11 protein-coding genes are annotated in these 15175 nt (G+C 71.1%); 3 read left to right on the plus strand and 8 right to left on the minus strand.

The window, feature by feature from the left end; all coding sequences use genetic code 11:
• Nucleotides 1–34 precede the first annotated feature (34 nt).
• The gene (gene malQ / locus OHS58_RS23245) at nucleotides 35–2011 is read right to left on the minus strand and encodes a 4-alpha-glucanotransferase (protein WP_328649849.1); all 1977 of its coding nucleotides are present in this window, start codon (nucleotides 2009–2011) and stop codon (nucleotides 35–37) included.
• A 157-nt stretch (nucleotides 2012–2168) separates the two neighbouring features.
• Between malQ and OHS58_RS23250 the strand changes: the two genes are divergently transcribed.
• Nucleotides 2169–3614: an amino acid permease gene (locus tag OHS58_RS23250; protein ID WP_326951473.1), complete on the plus strand. Its 1446-nt coding sequence runs from the start codon at nucleotides 2169–2171 to the stop codon at nucleotides 3612–3614.
• Here the strand turns inward: OHS58_RS23250 and OHS58_RS23255 are convergent.
• Both OHS58_RS23255 and OHS58_RS23260 read right to left on the minus strand, forming a co-directional pair.
• Nucleotides 3592–4374 (minus strand): DUF6885 family protein, encoded by a 783-nt coding sequence (locus tag OHS58_RS23255; protein ID WP_328643988.1) that lies wholly within the window; start codon nucleotides 4372–4374, stop codon nucleotides 3592–3594. The genes OHS58_RS23250 and OHS58_RS23255 overlap by 23 nt on opposite strands.
• 219 nt (nucleotides 4375–4593) lie before the next feature.
• Nucleotides 4594–5397, minus strand: coding sequence for an EamA family transporter (locus OHS58_RS23260; protein WP_326947683.1), 804 nt, complete (start codon nucleotides 5395–5397; stop codon nucleotides 4594–4596).
• Between the two features lie 341 nt (nucleotides 5398–5738).
• Between OHS58_RS23260 and OHS58_RS23265 the strand changes: the two genes are divergently transcribed.
• Entirely contained in the window at nucleotides 5739–5915 is a 177-nt protein-coding gene (locus OHS58_RS23265; RefSeq protein WP_247063514.1) for a DUF7455 domain-containing protein, read from the plus strand.
• Between the two features lie 168 nt (nucleotides 5916–6083).
• On the opposite strand, the gene OHS58_RS23270 is transcribed toward OHS58_RS23265, so the two are convergent.
• From OHS58_RS23270 to OHS58_RS23290, 5 genes are all read right to left on the minus strand, one after another.
• The gene (locus OHS58_RS23270; protein WP_326947682.1) at nucleotides 6084–7265 is read right to left on the minus strand and encodes an ROK family transcriptional regulator; all 1182 of its coding nucleotides are present in this window, start codon (nucleotides 7263–7265) and stop codon (nucleotides 6084–6086) included.
• An 11-nt stretch (nucleotides 7266–7276) separates the two neighbouring features.
• The gene (locus tag OHS58_RS23275) at nucleotides 7277–8740 is read right to left on the minus strand and encodes a sugar ABC transporter permease (protein WP_326947681.1); all 1464 of its coding nucleotides are present in this window, start codon (nucleotides 8738–8740) and stop codon (nucleotides 7277–7279) included.
• Nucleotides 8741–8760: 20 nt separating this feature from the next.
• On the minus strand, nucleotides 8761–9534 hold the full coding sequence (locus OHS58_RS23280) for an ATP-binding cassette domain-containing protein (RefSeq protein ID WP_326947680.1): 774 nt from the start codon (nucleotides 9532–9534) through the stop codon (nucleotides 8761–8763).
• A gap of 138 nt (nucleotides 9535–9672) precedes the next feature.
• Complete coding sequence (locus tag OHS58_RS23285) at nucleotides 9673–10812, minus strand: sugar ABC transporter substrate-binding protein (protein WP_326947679.1); 1140 nt, start codon at nucleotides 10810–10812, stop codon at nucleotides 9673–9675.
• Nucleotides 10813–12020: 1208 nt separating this feature from the next.
• Nucleotides 12021–13757, minus strand: coding sequence for a DEAD/DEAH box helicase (locus tag OHS58_RS23290; RefSeq protein ID WP_326947678.1), 1737 nt, complete (start codon nucleotides 13755–13757; stop codon nucleotides 12021–12023).
• A gap of 209 nt (nucleotides 13758–13966) precedes the next feature.
• Here OHS58_RS23290 and OHS58_RS23295 point away from each other — a divergent pair, with 209 nt between their 5' ends.
• Nucleotides 13967–15145 (plus strand): YihY/virulence factor BrkB family protein, encoded by a 1179-nt coding sequence (locus OHS58_RS23295; protein ID WP_442792277.1) that lies wholly within the window; start codon nucleotides 13967–13969, stop codon nucleotides 15143–15145.
• Nucleotides 15146–15175 lie beyond the last annotated feature (30 nt).

Here is a 15175-nt window from a genome sequence, read left to right on the forward strand (position 1 = left end):
GCATCACAGGGGGTCGTGCGCTGCCGTATACCCGTTATCCGGGCAACGGACGCGCCGCAGCCAGCGGCGCCACCGCGGCGCGCACTCCCCTCGCGGTGAAGAAGCCGTCGACGCTGACGGGAAGGGGAATCCGCCAGTTAGGGTACTGGTCGACCGTGCCGGGCAGATTCGGCTGCCGCACCTGGCCCGCGACGTCGGCCGGCGAGGTCAGCACCAGGCGGGACGCGGCCGAGGCCAGCAGCGTGTGCAGCGCGACGACCGGGTCGTCGTCCGGGATCCCTTCCCGGGCAAGGAGTTCCCACAGGGCTTGACGTTCTTCCGCGGCGGCCGCGCGTTCGGCCTCGACGCCGCGGTCCAGCAGCCCCAGCTCGGCGCGGACCCGGACGTGCTCGGCGGCCAGCCAGCCGGCCACGGTCGGCAGGTCGTGCGTGGAGATGCTGGCCATCGCGTCCGGGTCCCACTTCGCGGGCGGGGTGAACGGCTTGCCCGGCTCGTCCCAGTCGCGCTGGAACCACAGCACGGCCGAGCTGAGCATGCCGCGCTCGTGCAGCGTCTCGGTGACGACGTCCTCGACCGTGCCGAGGTCCTCCCCCACGACCACCGCGCCGGCGCGGTGCGCTTCGAGCGCCAGCACGCCGACCATCGCCTCGGCGTCGTAGTGCACGTAGGTGCCGCGGTGCGCGGGCTCGCCCGGCGGGATCCACCACAGCCGCCAGAGCCCGGCGATGTGGTCGACGCGGATGCCGTCGGCGTAGCGCAGCACGCCCCGGATGACGTCCCGCAGCGGCGCGTACCCGGCCTCGGCCAGCTTGTCCGGCCGCCACGGCGGCAGGTTCCAGTCCTGGCCCTGCTGGTTGAAGGCGTCCGGCGGCGCGCCGACCCGCACATCGGCGGCGAAGACGTCGCGCCCGGCCCAGGTGTCGGCCCCGCCGGGGTGCACGCCGACCGGCAGGTCGTGCACGATCCCGACGGTCATCCCGGCGTCACGCGCGGCGCGCCGGGCCTCGGCCAGCTGCTCGCGGCAGAGGTGCTGGAGCCAGACGTAGAAGCCGACGCGGTCCTTCAGCTCTTCGCGTGCTTCGGCGACTTCGGGGCCGGCCGGGTCGCGCAACGGCTCGGGCCAGTCCCGCCAGTCGGCGCCGTGCTGCTCGGCGAGAGCGCAGAAGACGGCGAAGCCGCGGAGGTCGTCGTCCTCGGGCAGGTCTTCGACGCGGTGCGGCCAGAGCAGCTCGAGCGCGGCGCGCTTGGCCGTCCAGACGGCGTCGTAGTCGATCAATTCGCCGTCGCGGTCCGGGGCCAGGGAGCGGACGGCCTCCTGCGTCGCGTCGTCGGCCCGCTCGAAGGTCTCGGTGGCGGTGACGCGCAGGTAGACGGGGTTGGCGAAGCGGCGGCTCGCCGGCGAGTAGGGCGAGCGCTCGACGGGGTGGGCGGGGCTGAAGGCCTGGACCGGGTTGACCAGCAGCACGCCGGCGTCGAGCTCGGTGGCGGAGCGGGCCGCGAACGTCGCGAGGTCGGCGTAGTCGCCGATGCCCCAGGAGCCGGCCGAGTGCAGGGCGTAGAGCTGCAGCATCCAGCCCCAGGCGGGGTGGACGGCGGGCAGCTTCGCCGGGACGACGGCGAGCACGACGTCCTGCTCGGCGGTGACCACCCGGTGCCAGCCGAGCGGCAGGTCCGCCGGCAGCTCGCCCTGTACCCGACGGCGGGTGCCGTCTTCGAGCACGACCTCGGCGTCCGTGCCGAGCGCCCGGGTGACGCCCTCCTGGACGACGATGGTCGGCGGCAGCGCGCCCGCCGGCCGGGCTTCGCGTACGGCGGCCAGCGCGGCGCCGATCGCGTCCTCGCCGGTCGCGTCGACCCCGAACTGCCGCAGCACGGCGACGACGACGTCGTCGTCCACCTCGACCCACACCTGGTCCGAGTTCTCGTACCGGGTGGCGATGCCGTGGGCGTCGGCGAGCTCGTGCAGGGGGCTGCGGGCGGGGCGGTCTTCGGGGGGCGTCGCGGGGGGCATCTCGGGGGGCACTGGCACAGCATTCCGGTGCCCGGCCGTTCGCGCCATCCGCACCCGCCGACATCACTCGGCACCGGCGGCGGTTGCTTCCTGCCGATCTGCGAAAAGGCTCGTGACCTTCTAACTTCTCTTCATGGGTGTGCGGAGAACGTTGAACGTGGACGAGGTCCTGAAGCGCCAGGACTCGGGTGAGCTCAAACGGCGGCTGCGCGGCCGCGACCTGATCGGGTTCGGCATCGGGATCATCATCGGGACCGGCATCTTCACCCTCGCGGGCGTCGAGGCGAAGACGCACGCCGGGCCGGCGGTGACGCTCTCGTTCGTGCTCGGCGCCGCCGTCGCCGGGCTGGCGGCGCTCTGCTACGCCGAGCTCGCGTCGAGTGTCCCGACGGCGGGAAGCGCCTACACGTACGCCTTCGCCACGCTCGGCGAGATCTTCGCCTGGATCATCGGCTGGGACCTGCTGCTCGAGTTCGCGCTCGGCGCCGCCGTGGTCGCCCGCGGCTGGTCCGGCTACCTGGCGAACCTGCTCGGGCTGTCGCCGGACTGGTTCGGCGAGGACGCGAAGGTCAACGTCGGCGCCGTCGCCATCATCGCGGTGCTGACCGTGGTCGCCGTGCTGGGGATCAAGGAGTCGGCCTGGCTGACGAACCTCCTGGTGTGCGTGAAGGTCGCCGTCTGCGTCCTGGTCCTCGCCGTGGGCCTGTTCTTCGTCAAGGGCTCGAACCTGACGCCGTTCATCCCGACGGCGAAGCCGCCCGAGGGCGGGTCGAGCGTGCTGGAGCAGCCGATCGTGCAGGCGGCGCTCGGCCTGGAGCAGTCCGTCTACGGCATCGCCGGCATGATCACCGCCGCCGCCGTGGTCTTCTTCGCCTACACCGGCTTCGAAGCGCTCGCGAACCTCGGTGAGGAGACGCTGAACCCGAAGAAGGACCTGCGGGTCGGCATCCTCGGCGCGCTGGCCGTCTGCGCGGTGCTCTACATCGGCGTCTCGATCGTCCTCACCGGGATGATCCCCTTCACCGACATCGACACCGGCGCGCCGCTGGCCGACGCGTTCGACAAGGTCGGCCAGCACTGGGTCGGCGCGCTGATCTCGCTCGGCGCGGTGACCGGCCTGACGTCGGTGATGATGGTGGAGCTGGTCACGATCGGCCGGATCGGCTTCGCGATGGGCCGCGACGGCCTGCTGCCCAAGAAGCTCGGCACCGCGCACCCGAAGTGGGGCACCCCGCACCGGATGACCATCGGCGGGGCGGTGCTGATCGCCGTGCTGGCCGCGTTCATCCCGATCTCCGAACTGGCCGACATGGTGAGCATCGGCGCGCTGTCGGCGATGATCATCGTCGCGGTGGCCGTCCCGGTGCTGCGCCGCCGCCGGCCCGACCTGGACCGGCCGTTCACCGTGCCGTTCTCGCCGGTGATCCCGATCGTCGCGGCGGCGGCGTGCTTCTACCTGATGCTGAACCTGAACGTGCTGACGTGGATCCGGTTCGCGGTCTGGCTGGCGCTCGGGCTGGTCATCTACTTCACCTACGGCCGCCGCCACTCCCGCTTCGCGCCCGGGAACGCCGACAACGTCAGTCCCACGAAGACGGAGTGAGGTCAGCGGCGCGGACCGCCTCACGGGCCACCGCGGCGCGGTCCGCGTCGACGACCACCAGTACCCCCAGCCCGGCCAGCGCCGCCGTGAGCCATTCGAGCGGCTGGTCGTGGATCCCGTGGTGTCCCAAGGAAGCGTAGGTGTCCACAACGGACACCAGCGTCCCCTCGGCGCCGATCCGGACGCCCGCCAGGAGCACGAAGTGACCACCCGGCGGCCGCCAGCGCGATGTCCACAGTGGCGGGACGCCGGTGTCGAGGTAGTCGAGCAGCGCGCGTTCGGGGGTGTCGTCGGCGCCGAGCTCAGCACCGTCGATCCGGGCGATCACCGCCACGCGCGGCAGGTCCCACAGCCCGGCCAGCAGAGCGAACAGCGACTCGGTGGTCCACTCCCCCGCCGCGGGCACCGCGGTCAGCGCGCCGCCGGACAACGCCGCCACGGCCGTCGCCAGCGCGGACACGCGCGTGCCCGCAGCGAGCGGATCACCGACGACCCTCGGCGGCAACCGGAAGCCGGTCCGCCCCGGCTCGCCCGGAGGACGCACCGCCGGCCCGCGAACGGTGCCAGCGGCCGCCGCGACGGCGTCCTGGTCGAGCACGTCGACCCCGGCCGCCCGCAGCGCCGCGAGACCGCAGAACGCCGCCGCCAGCCCGTCCTTCTGCGGCAGCTCCGCCTGGGCGACCGCGGCCAGCCGGGCCCCGCCCGGCAGCCACCGCACCCCGGACAGGTCGAGCTGCCCGCCGTCGATCCCCGAAGACATCGATCCCCTCAGTAGCCTCCTGCCGCCGGACACGAGTATCCCCGGTCTGCGCCGACGACGGCCATCACGATCCGGCGCCCATCGGCCGAGCTGCCTACCTGCACCAGCACCCTGTGCCAGTCGCCGTCCTCGTCGACCTCGCCGCCGAGGACGCGCCCGTTTGAAACCGACTCTCGGCCGCGAGGTTCGCCCGCCGAGCGTGACTAGCCCCGGCAGCGCCTAGCCCGGCGGCTCCGGGGATGGCCGGGAAGGGGCCTCACGTCGCCGCAGGGCCACGCCGGCCACCACCGCCAGGGTCCCCAGTGCCTCCGGCAGGGTCGGCACCTGGTGCAGCAGCAGGAAGCCCGTCACGCCCGCCGTCACCGGGAGCAGGGCCAGCAGCACCGCGAAGCGGGCCTGGCCCAGGCGGCGCAGGACCACCTGGTCGAGCGCGTACGGCACCACCGTCGACAGCACGCCCACGCCGACGCCCAGCAGGAGCATGCGTGGCGAAGACCACACTTCTCCCGTGCCGAACGCCAGGGGCGAGAGCACGACCGTCGCCGCGGCGAAGCCGATCGCGAGGCTGTCGATGCCGTCGCCGTCGGTCGCCACCCGCTTGCCGATCAGGATGTAGCCCGCCCACGCCGCCGCCGCGGCCAGGGCGAACAGCACGCCCAGGGCGCTGCCGGAGAGCCGGACGTCGGCGATCGCCACCACCCCGGCGACCACCAGCAGCAAGGCCAGCACGTCGCGGCGGGTGCGGGAGCCCGCGGCGGCCACCACCACGGGCCCGGCGAACTCCAGCGCGACGACCGTGCCCAGCGGGAGCCGGGCGATCGCCTCGTAGAACAGCACGTTCATGCCCGCGGTCACGATCCCGAAGACGCACGCCAGCAGCAGCCGCCGGCCCCGCCAGGCCGCGCGCGGCGGCCGCCGCCAGGCCAGCAGCACCACCGCCGCGCCCAGGCACCGCAGCCAGGCCACCCCGGCCGGCGTCGCGTGGCCGAAAAGATCGACCGCGATGGCCGCTCCGGCGTACATGGAAATTCCGCTGAGAACGAACAACAGCGGGGCGGGTACCGCGGAAACCTTCCGGACCGGCGTCAAGGAACTCACGACTCCATGGTGCCTGACCACGGAAAATGTGACTCTCCGGGTAATCCACTCCTGCATTGCGGGATCCCGCTACGACATCCGGGGTAAATCGACGTGACTCGGGTCCCACCGGCGCGGGAACACTTGCGGGCCGCGAAACGTCTGGAAGAGTGGAAGCACGAACACCGCGGAGCCGGAGACGATCGCCGTAGCCGACATCAGTCCGAAGTGGGCGTAGCTGGATCGATGGCACCGGGCAACCGGTGCCGGGACGGAGGGAGACCCCCATGACAACGCCGACGCTCACCCGCCCCGAACTGACCGCCCTCGACCGCTGTGACCGGTGCGGGGCCGCAGCTCAGGTACGCGCCGTCCTCAAGGGCGGCGAGCTTCTCTTCTGCGGGCACCACGCCCGCGAGCACGAGGCCAAGCTCAAGGAACTGTCCGCCGACATCCAGCGGTAACGACCTAGACACAAGCGAAGGCGGTCAGTGCGCACAGGCACTGGCCGCCTTCGTATTTCTCTGGCCGGCACAGTCGACCGGCACAACTGCAAGTTGCCGATTGCCGCGCCGGAAATCACGGACAGGCCTCGGAATGCCGTGATTCCGGACACGAAACCGGACAAGAAGTCAGACAGAATCCAGCACGACTTCGAACGCGACTTCGGCGGCGCCCAGCAGCTTCACGTCGGCGCCCAGTGCCGAGCTGATGATCCGCGTGCCGCCGACCGCCCGGCTCACCAGGCTGCGCCGGCGGACCTCCGCGCCGACGTGCCGCAGGACCGCCTCCGGCAGCACCGTCAGCAGGTCGCCGAGGATCACCAGCTGCGGCCCGAGCAGGTTGACGACGTTGATCAGCCCGAGGGTCAGCCACTCGCCGAACTCCGCGAGCCGCGTCATCGCCGCTTCGGAGTCCCGGCCGAGCTCGCGCAGCTCGAACAGGATCGCGCCGCGCGGGGTGTCCTCGGCCAGCCCGAGCGCCCGGCACAACGCGGCCTCGCCGACCTCGGTCTCCCAGCAGCCGCTGCTGCCGCAGTAGCAGGGGCGCCCGCCGGGCCGGATCACCATGTGCCCGATCTCGCCGACGTACCCGGCGCCGCCCCGCAGGGCCGCGCCTTCGGCGATGACCCCGCCGCCGACCCCGACGTCCGCCGAGATGTACACCATGTCGGAGGACCCGCGGGCCGCTCCGCGCAGGTGCTCGGCGACCGCGCCGAGCTCGGCGTCGTTCCCGACCAGGATCGGGATCTGCAGGACACCGCCCAGCCGCTCGCCGAGCGCGACGTCGGTCCAGCGCAGGTTGGGTGCTTCGTGCACGTACCCGTCCGCGCGCCGGACGACGCCCGGTACCGACACCCCGACCGCCACCGGGCTCACGTCGAGGTCGCCGGCCAGGACGGTCGCCGACTCGATGACGTGGGTGATGACCTCTTCGGGCCGGTTCATCCGGCCCCGCAGGTTCCAGCTGTTGCGGCCCAGGATCTGGCCGCCCAGCCCCACGAGCGCGATCGCGACGTGCTCGACCTGCAGGTCGACCGCGAGCACGACCGCCGCGTGCGGCTGGGGCAGGACCAGGAGCGAGGGGCGGCCCGCCCCTCGTCCCGGCCTCGGCACCTTCTCCTCGACGACACCGGCTTCCGCCAGCCCGTCGACGAGGGTCTTGATCGTGCTCCGGTTGAGCCCCAGCTCGGCGGCCAGGGTCGCCCGGGTGCTCGGCCCGCCGACGTGCAGCAGGCGGAGCAGGGTCGTGCGGTTGTGCCGGCGCACCTCGTCCGGTCGCGCGACGGGTGAGCTGGACACGGGCTTGATCATCCCATGCTGGTTCAGCGCGTCGACGCAGCCGCGCGGCGCCGCGACAGCGCGTCGACCGTGGCGGCGAGCAGGAGGACCAGGCCGGTGATGATGTTGACCACCGCGGCCGGCTGCTTGAGCAGGCCCAGGCCGTTGATGACCACCGCGATGACCAGGCCACCGACGACGGCGTCGGCCACCCGGCCCTTGCCGCCGAACAGCGACGTGCCGCCGATGACGGCCGCGCCGACCGAGTACAGCAGCGTGTTGAGGCCACCGGACTGCGGGCTGACCGAACCGACCTTCGACGCGGCGACGATGCCGCCGATGGCCGCGACCGCCGAGCCGATGATGAACACGCTCGCCCGGATCTTCGGCACGTCGATACCGGCGCGACGGGCGGCTTCCTTGTTGCCGCCGACCGCGTAGACGTACCGGCCGTACTTGGTGCGGTTGAGCACGTAGGTCCCGGCCACCAGCAGCACCAGCATGATCGGGATGACGTACGGGACGCCCTCGATCGTGACGACGGCCTTGTTCGGCGAGCGGTTGATCGTCAGCAGCCAGGTGCCCACCGCCGACAGCACGACGAGCGCGCCGACCTTGACCAGCACCAGCGCCGTCGGCTGCACGACCAGGCCGCGCTGGAGCCGCTTGAAGTGGCTGATCAGCGTGATCACGGCGAACCCGCCCGCGGCGACGAGGAAGAAGATCCAGCTGCCGAGGATGTTCAGGTTGCCGTTGGCGATCTTGTACAGGGTGTCCGAGTTGGTGATGCCGATCGTGCCGCCTTCACCGATGAACTGCAGCAGGACGCCCTGCCACACGATGAACAGCGCCAGCGTCACGACGAAGGACGGCATGCCGATCTTCGAGACGAGGAAGCCGGTGATGCAGCCGATCGCGGTGCCGACGCAGATGGCCAGCAGGATCTCGAGCCAGGCGTTGGCCGGGACGCCGACCGCGACGAGCAGCAGGCCGATCAGCGAAAGCGCGGCACCGGCCCAGATCCGCTGGTAGGCCGACAGCAGCATGGCCACGGCGAGGACCGCGATGAACGTGATGAACACGCCGGAGCCCAAGGTGCCCAGCAGGTTTCCGGCGTGCACGTAGTGCAGGGCCATCACCGACGCGGCGGTGCCGGAGGCCACACCGGCGGCGAGGTCGATCTCGCCGAGCAGCAGCACGAAGACGATGCCCATCGCGATGATGATCACGCCCGCGCCCTGCGGGAACACGTTGGCGATGTTGGCCAGCGTGAAGAAGTTGTCCGACAGCGCGCTGAACAGGATGACCAGCACGAGCAGGCCGAACAGCGACGGCAGCGAGCCGAGCTCGCCGGCCCGGATGCGGGCGAAGTAGTCGCGAAGCGCTTCACCGGTTGACATCGATGTCGTGTCGATGCCGAAGTCGGTGATCGCCGCGGTGGGGTTCTGGGTCTGCGCGAGCGCGTCGGCGGGTGAGCCGACTTCGGGCTTGGCAGGGGTTTCAGTCATGTCCGGTTCTTTCTTCCCGCTCACAGGACCACGGCTTCGGGCCGGGCCAGGCCGAGGTCACCGGAGCGACCCGCGGTGATCAGTTCCACGATCTGGCCGTGGCTGACGTCCTTCGTGTGCACCTCGGCGACGAGGCGGCCGAGGTACAGCACCGAGATGCGGTCGGCGACCTCGAACACGTCGGCCATGTTGTGGCTGATCAGCACGACGCCGAGACCCTGCTCGGCCAGCCGGCGGACCAGGTCCAGCACCTGCCGGGTCTGCGCGACGCCGAGGGCGGCGGTCGGCTCGTCCAGCACGACGACCTTGCTGTTCCACAGCACCGACTTGGCGATGGCCACGGTCTGGCGCTGACCACCGGAAAGCGAGGAGACCGGCGTCCGGACCGACTTCACGGTCCGCACCGACAGGGAGGCCAGCGTCTCGCGAGCGGCCTTCTCCATGCTGGCCTCGTCCAGCTTCCAGCTGTTCCCGCGCTCACGGCCGAGGAACATGTTCTGGACGATGTCGAGGTTGTCGGCGAGGGCGAGGTCCTGGTAGACGATCTCGATGCCGAGGTCCGCCGCGTCGCGCGGGCCGCGGATGTGGGCGTCCTCGCCGTTGAACCGCACGGCCCCCGAGTCGTACGGGTGGATGCCGGCGATGCACTTGACGAGGGTCGACTTGCCGGCGCCGTTGTCGCCGACCAGGGCGGTCACTTCGCCCGCACGCACGTCGAAGTCCACGTCGTGGAGGACGTGGACGGGGCCGAAGCTCTTGTTCAGGCCCTTGATCTCGAGGATGGGCTCACTCATGGATGGCATTTCTCCGAATTTCTTATGCCCTGTGCCGCCGCTCCGCCGATCGGCAAGCGAGGAGTGGGGACCGGGCCGGGGCGCGCCGTCGGGGTGCGCGTCCCGGCCCGGCTGTTCATGGGTACTACTGCCTACGGCTCAGGAGATGCCGAGCGAGGTGCACTTGGCGGCGAGGTCGCCACCGCAGATCTCGGTCGCCTTCACGTAGCCCTGGGTCACGACGGTCTTGATGTCCTTCTCCAGGATCAGGGTCGGCGTGAGCAGCACGGACTTGATGTCGCGGTTGTTCTTCGGGTCGTGGAGCTTGCCCGTCGCGATCGCGTCCGCACCGGCGGTGTCACCCTTGACCAGGGCAGCGGCCAGCTTGGCCGTGGCCTCGGCCTCTTCCTTGATCGGCTTGAAGATGGTCAGGTACTGGTCGCCGCGCATGATGGCCATGAGGCCGTCCGCGGTGGCGTCCTGGCCCGTGACCGGGACCTTGCCGTTGAGGCCGTTCTTCTTGAGGATCGTGATGACCGCGCCGGCCAGGCCGTCGTTCGCAGCCACGACGCCGTCGACCTTGCCGCCGTTGCCCTGCAGGATCTGCTCGAAGGTCGTGCCGCCGAGCTGGTTGTCCCAGTCGTTGATCGGCTGCTTCTGGACCAGCTTCAGCGCGTTGCTGGCGAACAGGGGCGCGAGGACGGAGTCCTGGCCCTTGGTGAACAGCGTCGCGTTGTTGTCGGTCGGGGCACCCTCGATCTGGATGACCTGCGCGCCCGGCTTGTCCTTCAGCTTGTCCGCGAGGCCCTGGCCCTGCAGCTGGCCGACCTTCTCGTTGTCGAACGAGACGTAGTAGTCGGCGGAACCGCCGAGGCTCGGCCGGTCGTAGTCGATGACCGGGATGCCGGCGCCCTTCGCCTTCGCCTCGACAGCGGCACCGACGGCCGGGTCGGACGGGGCGATGATCAGGGCCTTGACGCCGGAGCTGATGAAGCCGTCGGCCAGGGTGGTGAACTTCTGGGCGTCACCCTGGGCGTTCTGGATGTCGGCTTCGAAGCCCTGCGCCGTGAGAGCGGCCTGCAGCATCGGCTTGTCGAAAGCTTCCCAGCGGGCCGAGCTGGCGGTCTCCGGCAGGATGACACCGACCTTGCCGCTGGCGCCGCCCGCGGCGGCCGGAGCGGACGACGAGGCGGAGCTGCTCCCCGCGCCCCCGCTGTCCGAACTGTTTGCACCACACGCGGAGAGCACCAAGCCGGTGCTCACCGTGGCGGCGAGGAGGGTAAGGGTTCTGCTGCGCATCCTCGTTCCTTCCGGATCCAAGCATTGTGTCGATTCGGCCCACGACTGCTGTCCCGGGCCTTGCGGGGCGGTGATCCGGAGGAGCCCCCGGCGCACCGACGCGCATATGTTGTGGGCGACAACATATGCCGCTGAGCGGCTGCGGGGAAGATAGCTGGATCGATTAAATGACACCAATTGGACACGGTTCGGCAACACAGGCTGACCGTCGCCCGGAAAGAGTAGATCCGCTGACGATGTGATCGCCACTACTCACCGTGTGTTACATCCAGGTTTCTTGACGGCGTGAAGGTAGCCCCGCCGCCGGAGTCCCGGACACCGAGCGTGGGCGCCGGCGAAGCCGTGGTGATCCCACCGACCACTCCCGTTCCTGGTCGCCGACTTGCGAAACCTTTCGCCCGGACTGCCCGAAGTGTCGTCCGCGTGGGAACGGACGGGCAGGGTGGTGGTGACAGCCGGGCACACAGCGTCACAGCGACCGACCGAGCACCCCGAGAACGGACGGTGACGACGAACTTCAGCCTCTCGGGCGACACGGGAGAGGCTCCGGCAGCTCACGATGGAGTGACGGGGGTGGTCCGAAGCCGGCTGCGGCCGGGGCCGATCGGCTGACCTGCGACAAGGGTGACGAGGGCGGTCGGCGGACCCACGACCCGGGCGGCGGAGGGCAGCGACTCGGAGGCGGCGAGGGCAGTAGGCGGACCTGCGACCGGGGCGGTGAGGGGCGGCCAGCGGACCCGCGACCGGGGCGACGAGGGCGGGTGAGCAGACCCGCGGCGACTCGTCTGGCTAGAGCGAGGGCGCCGCCGCGGTGGCGAAGGCAGCAGGCAGACCGGCGGCGACGAGGGGCCGCTGGCGGACCCGCGACTGAGGCGACGAGAGCGGCCAGCGGACCCCCGACTGGAGCTGCGAGGGCGGTGGGGCAGACCGGCGGCGGAGCCGCCGGGGCTGATCGGCAGGGTCGTGAGTGGATAACAGTGTTCTAACCCTTCTCCTCACTCACGACCGGCGACACTCGAGGGCATCCGACCGGGCCGCGGGCCGCGCGAGCAGCCGGACCCGCGCCTGGCCGCCCCCGCGACCGTGCGCAGCTCGAACCGGCCACCGGGATCAGACCGCACGCCCGACCCGGCCACCAGGACCTGGCCGACCGCACCAAGGCACCGGGACCAGACCTCAGCACCACCCCGCACCGAGACACCACAGCGTCACCAGGAGCGGAGGGTGACTATCCGTTCTTCCAGCTGTTCCATCGTCGCCATCGCGGTCGGCGGGCCGCCGCAGACTCGGCGTAGCTCGTTGTGGATCGCGCCGTGGGGCTTCTTCGTGCGGTGGTGGTACATGCCCACCAGGGCGTTCAGCTCCTTGCGCAGCGTGCCCAGCCGCTCGCTCACCGAGGCCGAGCGGGCCGGCGCCGGGGCCTGCTCCTCGGCCTTCGGCTTGCGGCGCTTCTCGTCCGCTACCTGCTCTTCCTGCCGCTTGCGCAGCAGTGCGCGGACCTGGTCCGGCTCCAGCAGCCCCGGCAGGCCGAGGTACTCCTGCTCCTCGTCGGAGCCCGAGAAGACCGCCGTGCCGAAGGAGTTGCCGTCGTAGATGACCTGGTCCAGCTCGGCCGAGGCGCCCAGCGAGGTGAACGCCTTCTCCTCCTCGCCCGGCTCGTCCTCGGTGCGGTTGGCCTGGGCGAGCAACTCGTCCTCCCAGCCCTCCTGCTCGCGGTGGGGCTTGCCCAGCACGTGGTCGCGCTGCGCCTCCAGCTCGCTCGCCAGCTCCAGCAGCACCGGCACCGACGGCAGGAAGACGCTCGCCGTCTCGCCCTTCTTCCGGGCTCGCACGTACCGGCCGATCGCCTGGGCGAAGAACAGCGGGGTCGACGCGCTCGTGGCGTACACGCCGACGGCCAGCCGCGGGACGTCGACGCCTTCCGACACCATCCGGACGGCCACGATCCAGCGTTCGTTCGTCTCGGAGAACTCCTTGATCCGGCCCGAGGCCTTCGGATCGTCCGAGAGCACCAGCGTCGGCGTCTGGCCCGAGAGCCGCTCCAGGATCTTCGCGTACGCGCGCGCCGACTCCTGGTCGGTGGCGATGACCAGGCCGCCCGCGTCCGGCACGCTCTGGCGCACCTGCGACAACCGCGTGTCGGCGGCGTGCAGCACCGCCGGCATCCACTCGCCCGCCGGGTCGAGCGCTGTGCGCCACGCGCGGGCGTTCTGCTCCGCGGTCAGCGGCTCGCCGAGCCGGGCGGTGAACTCCTCCCCCGCGCTGGTGCGCCAGGAGGCTTCACCCGAATAGGCGAGGAAGACGACCGGCCGGACCACGCCGTCGGCCAGCGCGTCGGCGTAGCCGTACGAGTGGTCTGCCTTGCTGCGCTGGAAGCCGCCGGCGTCCGGCTCGTAGGTGACGAACGGGATGGCCGAGTCGTCGGACCGGAACGGCGTCCCGGTCAGCGAGAGCCGCCGCACGGCCGGGGTGAAGGCCTCGCGGATCGCGTCGCCCCAGGACTTCGCGTCACCGCCGTGGTGGATCTCGTCGAGGATGACCAGCGTCTTGCGGTTCTCCGTGCGCACCCGGTGCAACGTCGGGTGCGCGGCGACCTGCGCGTACGTCAGCGCGACGCCGTTGTAGTCCGACGAGGTGACACCGGTGGTGTTGCGGAAGTTCGAGTCGATCTGGATGCCGGCCACGGCCGCCGCCGACGCCCACTGGTGCTTCAGGTGCTCGGTCGGGGTGACGATGGTGACGGCCTCGATCGTGCGGTCCGACAGCAGTTCGGCCGCGATCCGCAGGCCGAACACGGTCTTGCCGGCGCCGGGCGTCGCCACCGCGAGGAAGTCCTTGGGCCGCTTCGTCAGGTACTTGGTCAGTGCCCGCCGCTGCCACGCCCGCAGCGGGCGCGCGGTCGAGTCCTTCTCCGCGGGAGGCGCCCCGAGCTGCGTCCCCGTCATGCCGGTCCCCCCTCGCTCAACTGCCGCTCAAGTGCTTTGACGTGCGAAAACCCTCACTGTGGTACCGACTTCGGCGTCAGTCGCAGCGGTGAGGGCACTGGAGCGAGTCTACCGGCCGGGTCCGACAGTTCCGGGCACCGGCACGGGTGATGTCCCCCGACACGCCCGGGTGCAGGGGTGGTGACGAGCCAAATCTCCACGGATGGACCATGCTGGACACCGTCATGGGTGAGGTGCAGCCGTCCGCAGCGACGAAGGTGGCCCGCAAGGGGCCGTGGCGCCTCCTCACGCGCACGCTCGGCAAGGCCTGGGAGGGCAACATCTTCTCGGAGGCCGCGGAAGCGGCCTTCTGGCAGACGCTCTCGCTGCCGCCGCTGCTGCTGGGCCTGCTCGGCAGCCTGGGTTTCGTCGGCGAGTGGTTCGGCCAGGACGTCGTCGCGCAGGTGCACGACCGGATCATCGGCTTCTGCCGCACCGTCTTCAGCGCCAACGCCGTCCAGGACATCATCGAACCGACGGTGAACAGCATCCTCACAGTCGGCAAGGGCGAGATCGTCTCGATCGGCTTCCTCATCTCGCTGTGGGCCGGCTCGTCGGCGATGTCGTCGTTCGTGGACGCGATCACCGTCGCGCACGACCAGTACGGCGTCCGCAACGACGTCTGGCAGCGGATCTTCGCGCTGCTGCTCTACCTGTGCGGCCTGGTGGTCCTGGTGGTCGGCCTGCCGCTGCTGGCCATCGGCCCGGACCTGCTGCCCGAGTTCTTCCCCTCGGACTGGCGCCCGACCGTGTCCTCGTGGGTGAGCGCGCTCTACTTCCCGGCGCTCGGCGCGATGATCACCCTCGCGCTGACGACGTTGTACAAGCTCGCGCTGCCGCGGAAGCTGCCGTGGCACCGCGGGCTGCCGGGGGCGGTGCTCGCCATGGTCGTGTTCCTGCTCTCCTCGGTCGGCCTGCGCGTCTACCTGAACTGGATCACCAAGACGGGCTACACCTACGGCGCGCTGGCCGCGCCGATCGCGTTCCTGCTGCTGATGTTCTTCATCGGGCTGGCCGTGGTCGGCGGGGCGTACTTCAACAGCGCGCTCCAGGAGCTGTGGCCGGCGAAGGCGACCCGGCGCCAGCGCCGCAAGTGGCGCCGGCTGGAGATGGAACGCGCCTCCGAGCGGCTGCGCACCGAGGACGGGCGCAAGCTGTGGGAGCGCTCGACGATGCCGCTGCGCCGCCCCCGCGCCGAGGACGTGAACGGCGCCGCGGAGGCGCCCGGCGGCGAGACACCGTCCGATGAGGACGGATCGTCGTCACCCAGCGCGCCGGAACCGGCACCCAGCGCTGCTCAGGGTGGGGGCTCATCCGAAGGGACCACCCGGAATCCACCCACAGGCTGAGTCGCTCCTCAGTTCGGACATGGCACGCTC

Origin of the sequence: Amycolatopsis sp. NBC_00348 (genome assembly GCF_036114655.1) — a bacterium.
In the GTDB taxonomy this organism is placed as follows: Bacteria; Actinomycetota; Actinomycetes; order Mycobacteriales; family Pseudonocardiaceae; genus Amycolatopsis.